The organism is Leisingera sp. McT4-56 (genome assembly GCF_020514995.1).
GTDB lineage: Bacteria > Pseudomonadota > Alphaproteobacteria > Rhodobacterales > Rhodobacteraceae > Leisingera > Leisingera aquaemixtae_A.
The window spans coordinates 73,500-85,894 of sequence record NZ_JAJALF010000002.1; the positions used below are offsets into that span (position 1 = coordinate 73,500).

Below are 12,395 nucleotides of genomic sequence, written 5' to 3' on the forward strand. Positions count from 1 at the left end.
AATCGCCGCCGGTGTCAATGCAGGCGCTGATGTTCCGGGCGGCTGGCGGCGCGCTCCCAGATCACGACCTGGTGAGGGCCGCGGCGGCGCAGTTCTGCCAGCATCCGCTCTGTCTTGAGGCCCGGAAGTGCGGCAAAGACGTCAAACAGCGCCTCGTAGCCTTCGGCATTCACCGGGATTGCCAGCGGCGGCTGGCCGGGCTGCTCCAGCAGCCAGTGCGGCGGTTTGGAGGTGTGATCCAGCGCCAGCCGTTCCAGTTCCGAGGCCGCCACGGCGCCGCCGGTGAGCGGTCCGAAATAGGCGATCTGCCCCTCGTCCACCTGCACAACCCCCGGCCCGCCGGTGCCGCGCCGGAAGCGCATCCGCTGGGCGCCGATGACGGCAGCCACCAGCCCGGTGGCAACCAACGCCCAGCCGGTGATCGCAGTAAAGCCGGCCGCGGAAAACGCCCATTTCAGCCCCAGCAGGAACATCAGCGCGGCGGCAAGGACCTCGCGCCATTGCCACAGGGTGTCGCGGGCTTCGGGGCGGATGAAACTCATCTCAATATCCTTTTGCCTTGCCGGAGGTGAGCCAGAAACACCCGGATTCTTCGGCGCCTGACCCGCATTTTCCATGGCTTGCCCGGATTCCTAGCGTACATGGTAAAGTATGTAAGCCCGATGAAGAAAATCAGCAGGGAATTGATCTCTTGGTCGGGAACAGTGCCGTGCGCCAGGAACTGGCGCAGTTCCTGCCGGTTCAGCCCGTACAACAGCGGCCGGGAAATCTCCATCTCCCGAAAATCCTTTGACACCACGAACATTGCGGCCTGGCGGGTTCTTAAAATCCTTCCCGCGCGGTGAATGTCTACCGCGGATAGGACACCGTCTTCGCGCATGATAAAATTGCGCGGAGCAAAGTCGGGATGACCCGGCGCATACAGCACTGGCCTTCCTGCCAGCCCGCCCAGCATGTCAAGCAAAGCGCTGCCGAGTTCTGCCAGCAACCCGGCATCGCGGTGCTCACCGCAGTTTTGCAAAATCTGGTTGATTTCGGCGGCAAGACGGTCCGCGTTCAGCTCGGTTTGAACGAAGTCCCCTTGCCCTGCCCAATGCTGCCAATCGCAACAGCGCTTGATCAGCTGCTTGCGGTTGACGCCCGGTTCTTCCAGCAGCTTGTTAACAGGGGTCCCGTTTTCAAAGCTCACCATTACCAGGCCGAGATGCCCGGAAGTGGCTAAAAGTTCATTGAAGGTAAACGCCGGATGATGTCCAAGCGAAGCAAGTCTGTCCAGTGCCACCCTCGTCTGTCCGACAAAATTGCGACGGCTTCCCAGACCCCAAAATTTTTTGACGACCACCGGGCGGGCTTCCCACTCACCCCGAAAAACGGATGATTCAGGAGAAATCCTGAGGGCTGACCCCAGCAGCGCCCGGTGGCGAGGCCACCTCAGATTTGCCTGGCGCTGCACCCGCGTCAACTGCCGCTCTACGCCTTCCGGCCGCCTTGACGCTAAGGACCGCACGAAATCTTTCATTTACCAGTCTCCCAGTGTCTGCTGCCACAGGGTCATCGCCGCCACCGCTGCAGTATCTGCACGCAGGATGCGGGGGCCAAGGCTGACCACATGGGATTGCGGCAGCGCGTGCAGCCGCTTGCGCTCAGAATCTGAGAAGCCCCCCTCTGGACCGATCAGAATGGCCCAAGGCGAGTCTTTCTGCGTCTCTGCGGCCAGTTGCAGCGCATTGCCCACCTCGGCTTCGTCGCAGAACATCAACTGGCGTTCCTGCGGCCATTGGTCCAAGAGGCGGGAGAGCTTTTGCAAATCCGCCACCTCCGGCACACAGGTGCCGCCGCATTGTTCCGCCGCCTCGACCGCGTGCGCCTGCAGCCGGTCCTGGCGGATGCGCTCGGAATTGGTGAACTCGGTCTGCACCGGCAGAATGCGCGCAGCCCCCATTTCCGCTGCTTTTTCGACAATGAAATCGGTGCGCGCCTTCTTGATCGGGGCAAACATCAGCCACAGGTCCGGCGGCATCTGCAGCGGCTTCGTCTGTTCCAGGCAGGCCAGCGTGCCGCCGCGCTTTCCGGCCTCCGCCACTTCGGCCAGCCATTCGCCGTCCTTGCCATTGAACAGCGCCACATGGGCGCCCGCAGCGAGCCGCATCACCCCGAACAGGTAATGGGCCTGATCACGATCCAAGGGAACCGATTGCCCTGCCCCCAAAGGGTGCTCTACATACAGTCTGATTTTTGCACTCATGGGGTCCTACATATGCAAGGCCAAAAGCCAGCGCCAGAGGGTCAGGTCGCGGATGCGGTCAGGGGAAACTGGGTCGACACACATGCACCGGAGTGGACGCGGCCCTATCTGCGGCTGTCCCGCGCCGACCGGCCGATCGGAACCTGGCTGTTGCTGATCCCCTGCTGGTGGGGGCTGGCATTGGCGATCCTGGCGGATCAGAGCCCGCGCTGGGGCGATCTGTGGATTGCGACGGGCTGTGCCGCCGGCGCCTGGCTGATGCGCGGGGCGGGCTGCACCTGGAACGACATCACCGACCGCAACTTCGACGGCCAAGTGGAACGCACCCGTTCCCGCCCGATCCCCTCCGGCCAGGTCACGGTCAAGGGAGCGCTGGCCTGGATGGGGCTGCAATGCCTGGCTGGCCTTGCGATTCTGCTGACTTTCAACCAGGCGGCCATCGCCATGGGCATCCTGTCGCTGCTGCCGGTGACGGTGTATCCCTTTGCCAAGCGGTTTACCTGGTGGCCGCAGGTGTTTCTGGGCCTCGCCTTCAACTGGGGCGCCATGCTGGCCTGGGTGGCGCACACTGGTTCCATGGGCTGGCCGCCGGTGCTGCTGTATCTGGCCGGTATCGCCTGGACGCTGTTTTATGACACCATCTATGCCCATCAGGACACTGAGGACGACGCGCTGATCGGCGTCAAGTCCACCGCCCGGCTGTTCGGCACGCAAACCCCGATGTGGCTGCGCCGCTTCATCGTGGCCTTTGTCAGCCTGATGGCGCTGGCGGTGATTGCGGCAATGCTGGATAGCGCTTCGGTGCTGGCACTGGTGCTGGCGCTGGCCGCCCCCTGGGCGATGGGGTGGCACATGACCTGGCAGCTGCGCGCCTTTGATGCGGAAAACACCGGCAGATTGCTGCAGCTGTTCCGGCTGAACCGCGATACCGGCCTGATCCCGCTTATCTTCTTTGTGCTGGCGATGTTCGTTTGATTGAACCGCGGCCCTGTGCAGGGTAAGAGCCACTAACTGACCAAGGGAAATTGCCGCCATATGCGCTTGTCTTCTCTGCTGATCCCAGGCCTGGCCTTCACCGCCGCCGCAGGGCTGAGCCTTGTCACCGCCGGTTTTGCCGTCACCGCTGTGGAGCACAGCACCGAAACCGGGGTCCGGCAGGCGCTGGACCGCGCGGGGTTTACCTGGGCCGAGGTGACCGCCGACGGGCTGCAGGTGCTGCTTGAAGGCACTGCCCCGGATGAAGCAACCCGGTTTTCGGTGATTTCTCTGGTCGGCAGCGTCGTCGACGCGGCGCGGATCATCGACGGGATGGAGGTTCCGCCCGCCGAAGGGCTGGCGCCGCCGCGGTTTTCCGCGGAAATCCTGCGCAATGACAGCGGCATTTCAATCATCGGGCTGATGCCGTCCGGGTCCGGGCGGGCCGCGATGGTGAAAAAGCTTAACGCGTTGGCCGGCGAAGGCAATGTGGCGGACCTCTTGGAAACCGCCCGCTATGACAAGCCGGAGGGCTGGCAGGAGTCGCTGGATTTTGCCGTCGAGGCGCTGAAACTGCTGCCGCGTGCCAAGATCTCGGTTGAGGCCGGCGAAGTCTCCATAACCGCGATCTCGGGCAGCGAAGAAGCCAAGCACCAGCTGGAGGAAGAGCTGGGCCGGCTGGCGCCGCCGGGGCTGCGGCTGGCGATGGACATTGCCGCGCCGCGGCCAGTGATCACCCCCTTCACCCTGCGGTTCCTGCTGGACAAGGACGGCGCCCAGTTCGACGCCTGTTCCGCCGAGAGCGAGGAAAGCCGCAATCGCATCCTCGCCGCGGCGCGCACGGCCGGGCTGGACGGCGGTGCCGATTGCGTGATCGGCATGGGCGTGCCCTCGCCCAACTGGGCCCGCGCGGCGGAGCTGAGCATTGCCAGTGTTGCCGAACTGGGCGGAGGCTCCGTCACCATTGCCAATGCCGACATCACCCTGGTTGCCGCGGAAGGCACCGCTAGCGGCACCTTCGATCATGTGGTGGGCGAGCTGGAAAACGCCCTGCCCCGGGTCTTTGCCCTGCATGCGGTGCTGCCGGTGCCCGAAGCCAGCGCCACTGCCGGGCCGCCGGAATTCACCGCCACCCTAAGCCCCGAAGGCCAGGTGCAGCTCCGCGGCCGGCTGAGCGACGCGGCGCTGCGGACCGTGGCGGACAGCTATGCCAAGGCGCGCTTCGGCTCGGCGAATGTGCATACCGCCACCCGGGTTGTCGCCGACCTGCCCGCCGACTGGCCGGTGCGGGTGCTGGCCGGGCTGGAGGCGCTGTCCTATCTGCAGCGCGGCGCGGTCACGGTGACTCCGGAGAACCTGGAACTGCGCGGTATGAGCTACCGCAAGGATGCGCTTTCCGAGATCGCCCGTTTCCTGTCCGCCAAGCTGGGCGAGGCAGAGACCTACGGCCTCGACATCAGCTACGAGGAACCGCCCGCCCCCGCGGACGAACCGATTCCGCCGAAACTCTGCGAGGCGCAGCTGGCCAGCGCCCAGAGCGAGGCCAAGATCGCCTTTGAGCCCGGCTCTGCCACCATCGCGGCGGAAAGCGCCGGAACCATGGACCGGATCGCCGAAGTGCTGGGCAATTGCGGCCCGGTGCGGCTGGAGATCCAGGGCCACACCGACAGCCAGGGCCGCGAGTCGATGAACCAGAACCTCAGCCAGGCACGGGCGCAATCGGTGCTGAACGAGCTGCGGGCGCGCCGTGTGGTGACTTCCACCTTTGCCGCCAAGGGTTATGGCGAGAGCGAACCGATTGCCGACAACGGCACCGAAGAGGGCCGCGAGGCCAACCGCCGTATCGAGTTCAAGCTGGTCCGCCCGGCAGAGCAGGCGGCGGCAGATGGCCAGGATAGCGGCGAGGCCGCCGATAGCGCAGATGACGCACAGGAGACCACAGAGTAATGAACAGGACCGAGTTCATCATCACCACCGCGATCATCCTGTTTGCGGCCTTTGCCATGGGCTGGTTTGCCAACTGGCTGGTGCACCGTTTCACCCGGGTGCGGCAGAGCGACGTGGCCGACCTCGACCGGATGAGCCAGGAGCTGCATGAGGCGGAGGAAACCCGCGACCAGGCGATCACTTACCTGCAGCAGCGCGAGGCGGAACTGACCAATCAGCTGACCCAGACCGAGGCGGAACTGCGTGCCGCGATGGACGGCCTTCGCGAGGCCCGCCGCGAAGCAGAGGAACTGCGCAGCCAGATCCCGCACTGACTTAGCCGGGGATGCTCCCGCGCCTGCAGGCCGCGCTGATGCGCGCCGCGGACCGCTTCGTGCCGTCGGCGGGACAAGAAGGCCGCAGGCCCCGCGAAGCGGCTTTTCCTTGCCGCGCCAGTCTTCAATCAAACTCAAGCTGGGCCTGAATGGGCAGACCTGCCCGTTCAAGCCTCCTCAGCAAAGGGAAAACGCCGCGCAACGCGCGGCGCCGGGCCCAACAGATGGCAATCATCCCGGATGATTGAACAGCTGGCGGGAGCCCCCGCCCCGCTTCCCTGGCTTACCAGCGCTTCAGGGCATCCTCATCCCCGCTTCCCTGGCTTACCAGCGCTTCAGGGCATCCTCATCGGCGTCCTTGGCGGCCACCCAGTCGGAGGTGCCTCCGGCCAGGATTTCCTTCTTCCAGAACGGCGCGCGGGATTTCAGGTAATCCATCAGGTATTCCGCCGCTTCAAACGCATCCTTGCGGTGGCGCGCCGCGGTGGCGACCATCATGATACGCTCGCCCGGGGCCAGGCGGCCGTGGCGGTGGATCACCAGCGCATCGGCCAGAGACCAGCGGCTCATGGCCTCCTCCGCAATGGCGGTCAGCGCCTTTTCCGTCATGCCCGGGTAATGCTCGATCTCCATCGCCTGAAGCCCGCCCTGGTCGGCATCGCGCACCACACCGGTAAAGGTCACCACGGCGCCTGCATTCGCCACACCGGCGGCAAAGGCATCGCTTTCGGCGCCAAGTTCAAACGGGGCTTCCTGCACGGAAATCCGCATTGCCTCAACCTCCGGTCATCGGCGGGAAAAAGGCGACCTCGCGCACGCCATCAAGCGGCGCGTCGAATTCCGACAACTCCTGGTCCAGCGCTACCCGCAGCGCCGACAGGTCGGCAAAGGCAGCGGCATAGCGCTCCTCGCGGGCGCGGAGTTCTTCGACCAGATCCGCGACCGTAGCGGCATTGGTCTCCACCCGCTCGCGCGGCAGGCCAATGCGTTCGCGCACCCAGGCGAAATAAAGGACATCCATCAGTGTGCCTCCTTCAGATGCGGCATTGCCTTGCGCAGATAGTCGATCCCTGTGATTACTGTCAGAACGGCGGCAATCCATAGCAGCCACAGGCCAAGCCGACCTGACCATTCCACACCGGCGTCAATCCAGTTCAGCCCGGCAAAGTCTTCCGGACGCTTGAGCAGGTAGTGTTCGAAGATGCCTTGCGAGAACAGCGTCGCGATGGCGATCATCTGCGCAGTGGTCTTCCATTTGGCAAGATGTGTCACCTTTAGCGTGCCGGCGGTGTCGCCCAGGTATTCCCGTAGGCCCGAGACAAACACTTCGCGGAACAGGATCACCGTTGCAGGCAAAACCAGCCAAGGGGTCCAGTGTTCTTCGGCATATCCGACCAGGATCATCAGCGCGATCACCACCATCGCCTTGTCGGCAATCGGGTCGAGCATCGCGCCCATCTTGGTTTCCTGCTTCCAGGCGCGGGCCAGGTAGCCGTCGAACCAGTCGGTCACTGCCGCTGTCACAAACAGCAGCAAGGCAAACCAGTCTGCATAAGGCCGGGTGAAGTACAAAAACATCACGGCAAGGCCGGGCGCCGCGATCAGCCGCAGCAGGGTGAGGATATTCGGCAAGGTCCACTTCATGCGGCGCACATTATCCGGCTGTTTCCCAAGTGGAAAGCGGGCTTGAACAAAATTCGGCGATAGCTGGCACTGGCAAACCTCGGCAGTTGGCGGCAATCCGGTTCAGCCGCTCTCGTGAGGTGCGCCGTTTGTCCGGTGAACATGCCCATCTGGAAGAGCGCGTCTGCGTTTTCGGCCAGAACGGACAGTTACCCCTGCGCATGGAAGTGGTCGTAAATCCGCTCTGCCAGGGCTTCGGAGATCCCGTCCACCGCCTTGAGGTCGGCCAGGTTGGCACGGCTGACGGCTTTGGCGCTGCCGAAATGCGCCAGCAGCGCCCGCTTGCGCGAGGCCCCGACCCCCGGCACCTCGTCCAGCGGAGTGGCGCTGACCGCCTTGGCGCGTTTGGCCCGGTGGGTGCCGATCGCAAAGCGGTGCGCCTCGTCCCGCATCCGCTGGATGAAATAGAGCACCGGGTCATTGCGCTGCAGGGCAAAGGCACTCTCGCCGGGGCGGTAGAATTCTTCCTTGCCGTGATCGCGGTCCACGCCCTTGGCGACGCCGACCATCGGAATGTCCTGCACGCCGTGCTCTTCCATGATCTCCGCCACGGCAGAGACCTGCCCGGCGCCGCCGTCGATCAGCAGCAGATCCGGCCAAAGGCCCTTGGCGCGGTCGGGATCTTCCTTCAGCAGGCGCGAAAAGCGGCGGTTCAGAACCTCCTTCATCATGCCGAAGTCATCGCCCGGAACCAGGTCGTCCCCCCTGATATTGAACTTGCGGTAGGCGTTCTTCAGGAATCCATCCGGCCCCATCACGATCATGCCGCCAACGGCATTGGTGCCCTGGATATGGGAGTTGTCATAGACCTCGATCCGCTGCGGCGGGCCGTCCAGGCCGAAGGCGTCGGCCAGACCGCGCAGCAATTTGGCCTGGGTGGCGCTTTCGGCCATGCGGCGGGCCAGGCTTTCACGGGCGTTGCGCACCGCAAAGGCCACCAGCTCTGTCTTTTCGCCGCGCTGCGGCACTAGCAGCTCGACCTTGCGGTCTGCTTTCTCGCTCAGCGCAGCCTCCATTAGGTCGGCATTTTCGATACCGTCGGACAGGATCAGCTGCCGCGGCGGTTCCTTGTTGCTGTAAAACTGGCCCAGGAACGCCTCCATGATTTCCGCCGGGCTGTTGTCAGCATCCACCCGCGGGTAGAAATCCTGATTGCCCCAGTTCTGGTTGGCACGGATGAAGAAGACCTGCACGCAAGCCTGGCCGCCATCCATATGCAGGCCGATCACATCCGCCTCTGCCACCCCGCGCGGGTTGATGCCTTGCGAGGTTTGCACCTGGGTCAGCGCCTTGATCCGGTCGCGCAGCGCGGCGGCGCGCTCAAATTCCATCGCCTCGGAGGCGGCCATCATCTGCTCTGCCAGCTCCTCCTGGATCTTGGTGGAGCGGCCGGACAGGAAACGTTCGGCGTCGCGCACGCTGGCGGCGTAATCCTCTTCGCTGATCAGCCCGGTGCAAGGCGCGGTGCAGCGTTTGATCTGATACTGCAGGCAGGGGCGTGTGCGGGTCTCGAACATGGAATCCGAGCAGTTGCGCAGCAGGAACGCCTTTTGCAGCTGGTTCAGGGTCCGGTTCACCGCGCCGGCGCTGGCAAAGGGGCCAAAGTAACTGCCCTTCTGCTTGCGGGCGCCGCGGTGCTTCTTGATCTGCGGAAAGGCGTGATCCTTGGCGACCAGAATATTCGGGAAGCTTTTGTCATCGCGCAGCAGCACATTGTACTTGGGCTTCAGCTGCTTGATCAGGTTCTGCTCCAAGAGCAGCGCCTCGGTTTCCGTCCGGGTGGTCAGGAACATCATCGAGGCTGTGAGCGCGATCATCCGTTCGATCCGCGGGCTGTTGCCGGGCCGGGTATAGTTCGAAACCCGCGCCTTGAGGTTGCGCGCCTTGCCCACGTAGAGAACCCGGCTGTCCGCATCCAGCATCCGGTAAACGCCGGGCGATGCGTCCAGCGTTTTTACATAATCCTGGATCACCGCATAACCGGTGCGTACGGGCGAATCCGGGGCTGTTCCGGCGGGCTGTTCAGTCATGCGCCCAGACATATGATTCCCTGTGCCTGGCTGCAACGTTTGCCTGTCCGGATCAAGAGCGGGGAAATCCACGGAAGCTGTGGATAACTACGGAGATATCTTTGGGCTATCCCGCGTTTTCTCTTATTTCCGGGTGGTTTTCGACGGATGCCTAAAATTTAGGCGCTTTGATAAAGTTCTGAATTAACGGAACTTTTTATCGTAACCCTGACAAGGTTTTGAAAAGAAAGGCACTTTTGTAACGCTTCCGTGACGGCAAGTGAACCGGTGCAAAACTTGCAGCGAAAGGGACAGTTTTACCCCTGTTTGCGTCACTCAAGACCGTCGCTGTCAGGGGTCTGCCAAGCAAGGTGCTGACCGCCGTCCACGCAGATCATCTGGCCGGTCACCGCCTTGGCCTGCAGCAGGTAGGACAGCGCCGCCGTGATATCGCCGGCATCCGCGCCGCGCTGCAAAATCGTGGCCTTGCGCTGGCGTGAAAACTGCTCTGCGCTTTGCCGCGGCCCCTGCAGGGTCGGCCCCGGCCCGATGGCGTTGACGCGGATCCGCGGCGCCAGTGCCTGGGCCGCAGTCTGCGTCAGTGTCCACAGCGCCGATTTGGCCAGGGTGTAACTCATGAACTCCGGTGTCAGCTTGCGCACCCGCTGGTCGATCATGTTGACCGCCAGCCCCCAGGCGCGCGGCTCGCCGCCCGCATCCTGCTCCAGCGGCACCTCCTGCGCGGCCATGGCCTGCAGCAGCACAAAGGGTGCGCGCAGGTTGCTGTTCAGGTGCCGGTCCCAGCTGCGCCGGGTGGCCGAATCCAGCGTGTCATGCTCAAACACCGAGGCGTTGTTGACCAGGCATGCAACCGGGCCGCCAAGCGCCGCAGCCGCGCGGGGCAGCAGCGCTGCGGCCTCCTCTTCGATCAGAAGGTCCGCCTGCAGCGCCACGGACCGGCAGCCCATTTCGCGGATCTGCGCGGCCGTTCCCTCGGCTTCCTGAGCAGAGGATGCGTAGTGCACAGCAACGTCATAACCTTGCGCCGCCAGCTCCAGCGCCATGGCCCGGCCCAGCCGCCTGCCCGCTCCGGTCACCAATGCCCGCATCTGCGCCTCCCTGCTGCTGCCTGCACTGACAGAGTTAGAACAGGACGAAGAGATAGGCCAGATAGAGAGCGGTCAGGATGACGCCCCAGATGCGGGTGATGTCCTGCTTGAAGAAAACAAATGGGATCAGCAGAAGCGAGGCCGCCAGCATCACCCAGAGGTCGAACTGCAGGAACTCCGGGTCCACACTGATCGGTCCGACAAAGGTGGCGATGCCGATGATTGCCAGAAGGTTGAACATGTTGGAGCCGATCACATTGCCCAGCGCCACATCGGCCTGGCGGCGCAGCGCGGCCATCACGGTCGTCGCCAGCTCAGGCAGCGAGGTGCCGATCGCCACAAGTGTCAGGCCGATTACGGTTTCGCTGACACCGTAGAGGCGGGCAATGATGGTGGCGTTGTCGACCAGCAGGTCGGCCCCCAGCGGCAGGCCGATCAGGCCCAGCAGCAGGTAGATGCCCACACGCCAGTACGGCATGTCCGGATCAGCTTCCTCGATCTCTTCCAAGTCTGTATCCGCGGCACAGCCATTGCCATTGCCGTTTCGGCGATGGTTCCGGGCGTCACGGAAGGCCACCCCCAACACTACAGACAGCGCGGCCAGCAGGATCAGGCCGGACCAGAGCGTGAAGGTGCCTCCGAAGGCCAAGCCGATGAACAACAGCGAGGCGCCCAGCATGAAGACATAGTTCCTGCGGGTGCTGCATTCACTGGTGTGCAGGGCCCGCATCAACGCAGGAATGCCCAGAACCAGGAGGATATTGGCGGTATTGGACCCCACCACGTTACCGAGCGCAATGCCGTCGGCGCCGTCGCGCACGGCGCTGATGGCAATCAGCAGTTCCGGCGCCGAGGTGCCGAAGGCAACGATGGTCAGGCTGACAATCAGCGCAGGCACCCCCAGCCGCAGGCTGAGGTTCACCGCACCCCGCACCAGCGCGTCGCCCGCCAGCAGCAGGATGACCAGACCAAGCGCCGAATACAGCCATGGCATCATTTGCCACGATCCCCCTTCTTACAGGCGCACGGCCCCTTGCCGATCTTGAAGCGGCCGCAGGACGGGCAGCGCCTGGAATTGATTTGCTTCTGGCCGGGAAACCGCAGCTTGCCGAACATCGCAAGCACGGCCATCACCACCAGAAAGATTGCAACGATCTTGAACAGCACGTCAGAGACCGAAACGCGCGTATTCGGCGCGCTCCTCGATCCCGGCCAGCGCATCCTGCGCGACCTGCATGCCAAAACGGCTCAGCAGCGGTTTCTTGAGACCATAGCGGCGGAAGCGGACCTTCTCGCCGTAACGTTCCTGCATCTTGGGCTTCAGATGGCCTATACCGTCGATCAGGCCCAGTTCTTCTGCCCTGCGCGCCAGCCAGATTTCGCCGGTGAACAGGTTTTCATCACCGTGCAGCTTGGAGCCGCGGCGTTCGGTGACGTGGTCGATGAAGTTGGCATGGATATCGTTCAGGATGACCTTGAGGCGCTTCACGTCCTCCGGGTTTTCCGGGCGGAACGGATCCAGCATGGATTTGCTGTCGCCAGCGGTATAGACGCGCCGCTCCACCCCCTGGCGGGCCAGCAGCACGTGGGCCCCAAAACCCGCCGAAATAACTCCGACCGAGCCCAGCACAGAACTGGCGTCAGCCCAAATCTCATCCGCGGCTGCAGCCAGCCAGTAGCCGCCCGATGCCGCGACGTCCTCGACAAAGGCATAGACCGGGATGTCCATCTCCTCGGCCAGGCGGCGGATGCGGGCACCGATCAGCGAGCTTTGCACCGGCGACCCGCCGGGCGAATTGATCTCCAGCGCCACGGCTGCGGGTTTCCCCTTGCGGAACGCGCGCTCCAGCACCGGTGCCACCGCGTTGTCGCTCAAGGAGCCGCGGCCGGGCATGCCGATGGCCCCGTTGAGGCGCACCACCGCCACCAGCGGCTGTCTTTTCAGGAAAGGCAGGTGAAATCTCATGGCGCCGATGTAGAGGGCCGCCCCGGGTGAAACAAGGTGCGCCGCCTGGGGAATTGATCTGAAATGCAAAAACCGCACAGCCACGGGCATAAATGCAACGCTGGTTTGCACCTGGCAAATACCCCCTGACTCGCCCCGGCCGGAAAG

The 12,395-nt window shown here is 63.8% G+C and carries 14 protein-coding genes; 3 read left to right on the forward strand and 11 right to left on the reverse strand.

From position 1 onward, the window contains the following. Window positions 1–14: 14 nt before the first annotated feature. Genes LHL23_RS03790 through LHL23_RS03800 form a run of 3 tightly spaced genes read right to left on the reverse strand, consistent with a single transcriptional unit; the run spans window position 15 to window position 2,245 of the window. Window positions 15–542: a hypothetical protein gene (locus LHL23_RS03790; protein ID WP_222479381.1), complete on the reverse strand. Its 528-nt coding sequence runs from the start codon at window positions 540–542 to the stop codon at window positions 15–17. Continuing rightward, window positions 539–1,519 (reverse strand): hypothetical protein, encoded by a 981-nt coding sequence (locus LHL23_RS03795; RefSeq protein WP_226428856.1) that lies wholly within the window; start codon window positions 1,517–1,519, stop codon window positions 539–541. Before LHL23_RS03795 ends, LHL23_RS03790 begins: the two co-directional genes overlap by 4 nt. Continuing rightward, a complete protein-coding gene (locus LHL23_RS03800) occupies window positions 1,520–2,245 on the reverse strand; it encodes a 16S rRNA (uracil(1498)-N(3))-methyltransferase (RefSeq protein WP_226428857.1) in 726 nt (241 codons plus the stop codon). Between the two features lie 12 nt (window positions 2,246–2,257). Here LHL23_RS03800 and ubiA point away from each other — a divergent pair, with 12 nt between their 5' ends. From ubiA to LHL23_RS03815, 3 genes are read left to right on the forward strand one after another with little or no spacing between them, the layout of a single operon-like run. Continuing rightward, window positions 2,258–3,220, forward strand: coding sequence for a 4-hydroxybenzoate octaprenyltransferase (gene ubiA / locus LHL23_RS03805; RefSeq protein ID WP_226428858.1), 963 nt, complete (start codon window positions 2,258–2,260; stop codon window positions 3,218–3,220). Window positions 3,221–3,280: 60 nt separating this feature from the next. After that, window positions 3,281–5,167 carry an OmpA family protein gene (locus LHL23_RS03810; RefSeq protein WP_226428859.1) on the forward strand — a complete coding sequence of 629 codons (1,887 nt, stop codon included), beginning with the start codon at window positions 3,281–3,283 and terminating at the stop codon, window positions 5,165–5,167. Beyond that, window positions 5,167–5,481, forward strand: coding sequence for a hypothetical protein (locus LHL23_RS03815; RefSeq protein ID WP_222479373.1), 315 nt, complete (start codon window positions 5,167–5,169; stop codon window positions 5,479–5,481). The genes LHL23_RS03810 and LHL23_RS03815 overlap by 1 nt, the downstream gene beginning before the upstream one ends. A gap of 324 nt (window positions 5,482–5,805) precedes the next feature. Here the strand turns inward: LHL23_RS03815 and LHL23_RS03820 are convergent, their stop codons facing one another. The 8 genes from LHL23_RS03820 to LHL23_RS03855 form a co-directional block, all read right to left on the reverse strand. Next, complete coding sequence (locus LHL23_RS03820) at window positions 5,806–6,252, reverse strand: molybdenum cofactor biosynthesis protein MoaE (RefSeq protein WP_222479371.1); 447 nt, start codon at window positions 6,250–6,252, stop codon at window positions 5,806–5,808. Between the two features lie 4 nt (window positions 6,253–6,256). After that, window positions 6,257–6,502, reverse strand: a complete 246-nt coding sequence (gene moaD, locus LHL23_RS03825; protein WP_226428860.1) for a molybdopterin converting factor subunit 1 — start codon at window positions 6,500–6,502, stop codon at window positions 6,257–6,259. Continuing rightward, a complete protein-coding gene (gene pgsA, locus LHL23_RS03830) occupies window positions 6,502–7,125 on the reverse strand; it encodes a CDP-diacylglycerol--glycerol-3-phosphate 3-phosphatidyltransferase (RefSeq protein ID WP_226428861.1) in 624 nt (207 codons plus the stop codon). The genes moaD and pgsA overlap by 1 nt, the downstream gene beginning before the upstream one ends. Window positions 7,126–7,313: 188 nt before the next feature. Further along, window positions 7,314–9,206 carry an excinuclease ABC subunit UvrC gene (gene uvrC / locus LHL23_RS03835; RefSeq protein ID WP_226428862.1) on the reverse strand — a complete coding sequence of 631 codons (1,893 nt, stop codon included), beginning with the start codon at window positions 9,204–9,206 and terminating at the stop codon, window positions 7,314–7,316. 299 nt (window positions 9,207–9,505) lie between these two features. Then, a complete protein-coding gene (locus LHL23_RS03840) occupies window positions 9,506–10,336 on the reverse strand; it encodes an SDR family oxidoreductase (protein ID WP_319005198.1) in 831 nt (276 codons plus the stop codon). Further along, window positions 10,317–11,279 carry a calcium/sodium antiporter gene (locus LHL23_RS03845; protein WP_226428864.1) on the reverse strand — a complete coding sequence of 321 codons (963 nt, stop codon included), beginning with the start codon at window positions 11,277–11,279 and terminating at the stop codon, window positions 10,317–10,319. The genes LHL23_RS03840 and LHL23_RS03845 overlap by 20 nt, the downstream gene beginning before the upstream one ends. Beyond that, window positions 11,276–11,449 (reverse strand): hypothetical protein, encoded by a 174-nt coding sequence (locus LHL23_RS03850; protein ID WP_019297160.1) that lies wholly within the window; start codon window positions 11,447–11,449, stop codon window positions 11,276–11,278. The genes LHL23_RS03845 and LHL23_RS03850 overlap by 4 nt, the downstream gene beginning before the upstream one ends. A 1-nt stretch (window position 11,450) precedes the next feature. Then, window positions 11,451–12,248: a S49 family peptidase gene (locus LHL23_RS03855; RefSeq protein ID WP_226428865.1), complete on the reverse strand. Its 798-nt coding sequence runs from the start codon at window positions 12,246–12,248 to the stop codon at window positions 11,451–11,453. Window positions 12,249–12,395: the final 147 nt, after the last annotated feature.

Excerpts from the sequence above, each read along its gene's own strand:
- LHL23_RS03790 (WP_222479381.1), bottom strand. The coding sequence starts at position 542 with ATGAGTTTCATCCGCCCCGAAGCCCGCGACACCCTGTGGCAATGGCGC.
- uvrC (WP_226428862.1), bottom strand. The coding sequence starts at position 9,206 with ATGTCTGGGCGCATGACTGAACAGCCCGCCGGAACAGCCCCGGATTCG.
- pgsA (WP_226428861.1), bottom strand. The coding sequence starts at position 7,125 with ATGAAGTGGACCTTGCCGAATATCCTCACCCTGCTGCGGCTGATCGCG.
- moaD (WP_226428860.1), bottom strand. The coding sequence starts at position 6,502 with ATGGATGTCCTTTATTTCGCCTGGGTGCGCGAACGCATTGGCCTGCCG.
- ubiA (WP_226428858.1), top strand. The coding sequence starts at position 2,258 with ATGCAAGGCCAAAAGCCAGCGCCAGAGGGTCAGGTCGCGGATGCGGTC.
- LHL23_RS03795 (WP_226428856.1), bottom strand. The coding sequence starts at position 1,519 with ATGAAAGATTTCGTGCGGTCCTTAGCGTCAAGGCGGCCGGAAGGCGTA.
- LHL23_RS03815 (WP_222479373.1), top strand. The coding sequence starts at position 5,167 with ATGAACAGGACCGAGTTCATCATCACCACCGCGATCATCCTGTTTGCG.
- LHL23_RS03820 (WP_222479371.1), bottom strand. The coding sequence starts at position 6,252 with ATGCGGATTTCCGTGCAGGAAGCCCCGTTTGAACTTGGCGCCGAAAGC.
- LHL23_RS03810 (WP_226428859.1), top strand. The coding sequence starts at position 3,281 with ATGCGCTTGTCTTCTCTGCTGATCCCAGGCCTGGCCTTCACCGCCGCC.
- LHL23_RS03845 (WP_226428864.1), bottom strand. The coding sequence starts at position 11,279 with ATGATGCCATGGCTGTATTCGGCGCTTGGTCTGGTCATCCTGCTGCTG.
- LHL23_RS03800 (WP_226428857.1), bottom strand. The coding sequence starts at position 2,245 with ATGAGTGCAAAAATCAGACTGTATGTAGAGCACCCTTTGGGGGCAGGG.
- LHL23_RS03855 (WP_226428865.1), bottom strand. The coding sequence starts at position 12,248 with ATGAGATTTCACCTGCCTTTCCTGAAAAGACAGCCGCTGGTGGCGGTG.